At 54.1% G+C, this 1,680-nt stretch carries 1 protein-coding gene; it reads right to left on the bottom strand.

Annotated features, from left to right (window positions below):
- Window positions 1-116: 116 nt before the first annotated feature.
- Window positions 117-1,472, bottom strand: a complete 1,356-nt coding sequence (locus tag AB4097_RS21410) for a hypothetical protein (RefSeq protein WP_442043307.1) — start codon at window positions 1,470-1,472, stop codon at window positions 117-119.
- Between the last annotated feature and the right edge of the window lie 208 nt (window positions 1,473-1,680).

A 1,680-nucleotide genomic window follows, 5' to 3' on the forward strand; every position in this document is an offset into this window, starting at 1 on the left:
TCATCGCTCGGCTACAAGCCACCCGCACCCGAGGTAGTGCTATGGCCGGCTGCGCAACCCAGACCAGCTCCGCAGGCCACACCCACCGTAGCCCCACGACCCATCATGCACTAACATTAACCCCGTACCACCTCGCGGGGGCTGGCCACATAGCGAGCAAGCCTTTTATATTGCTCTCCCGAATGCCAGACCATTGAGCGGTGTTTGAAATAGGCGTCCCACGCCGAGCCTACCGCTGCGTTATTCAGAGCGCGGTTAGCTGTCTCGTCCCAATCCACTTGATGATCCGTATGGGCTTCAACAGCGATAAGACACTCACGTATGTCAGTGATAGTTAGGAACTGGTCAGGGATGTCGCGCCTACGCTGTTTAAGTTGGGTAGCGACGTCCTGGCAGCCAGAGCATATCAGCACCTTCTTGCTATCACGCATTACGAAGGCATTTCGGAAGCCCGGTAACAGACGCCGACGCGCCCAAAGGGCCGTCTCATACGTCTCAACGATAGGCTCCAAATGCTCACGAACTCCTCCCGACCATTTATTGCCCGTCTTTGACCACCTGACTAACTGCCGCTTTGATCTTTGACAGACAGGGCAACTCCAAATTTCAGGCGTAGCTTCCCAGCGGCGAGCCGAGACAGGATCAGTATAGGCGGCATACTCAGCGTCGCTTGGCACACGAACCTTATGAGCTACTGAACTGGTTTTGGGGGCAATGACTGGCGAGTCCTTTTGAACAGACCGCGCCAGAAACTCATTAAGCATTCGAGATAGCTCTCGCTCTCGTTCATCGCGGTTAGTTTCTGACAAGAATGCTTGGTAAAGTTGGGTGTGGGGGTCGAACTGTCGTTGAGCCACCCGAAACCATGGCGTCCCATGTTCCTGCCTAAGCATTCCAGATTGGATAAGGCTTAAAGTGTCGTCTATGAGCTTGAGGCGCATTTCAAGCTTTGGACGAGCCCGATCCCAAGCATCCTCGACCTTTCGCAAATCTATACCATGAGGAGCGTTTGGCTTTGGCGTGATGAACTGTGCAATCTCGGATGGGGAAAAGCTAAAGTACGTATGCACTTTCCCCTTCAAATGCGCCTTCGCCTTGCCATCTGCCGCGTTGCATTCTGAGCAGACCAATTCAGGTGTAAAGCTGGAAACAAGATGCTCTAGTTGATCGGCAAGATCGTGCCCCCCTCTTGGGACATCAGCCAACCATTTCTCGCCATATAAATCACGAGCCCGCTTCCGAACAAAATCTCGCAAGTGATCATGGTGCTCCTCTAATTTGGCTAACAAAATTCCACGTGTTGAGAGCCGGAAAATCTCGTTCTTTGACCTCTTGCAGATCGGGCATGTCCAGGTTTGTTCAACCAGTGCCCAATTCTGGTTAAGGTCTAAGCCCTTTGCATTATGGCGTTGGAGAGCGGTTTTTGTTTGCTCGCTCCATCTCCCATCGCGGCGCCTGAAGAACAACGCCATATCCTCGTCTGAAAGCTGCGATGGACGCCAAAAGAGAAGTTTGACGATCCAAGCCCGACTGGCCAGCCCCCGCGAGGTGGTACGGGGTTAATGTTAGTGCATGATGGGTCGTGGGGCTACGGTGGGTGTGGCCTGCGGAGCTGGTCTGGGTTGCGCAGCCGGCCATAGCACTACCTCGGGTGCGGGTGGCTTGTAGCCGAGCGATGAG

The organism is Microvirga sp. 2MCAF35, from assembly GCF_052115545.1.
Classification (GTDB): domain Bacteria; phylum Pseudomonadota; class Alphaproteobacteria; order Rhizobiales; family Beijerinckiaceae; genus Microvirga.

Excerpts from the sequence above, each read along its gene's own strand:
- AB4097_RS21410 (WP_442043307.1), bottom strand. The coding sequence starts at position 1,472 with ATGGCGTTGTTCTTCAGGCGCCGCGATGGGAGATGGAGCGAGCAAACA.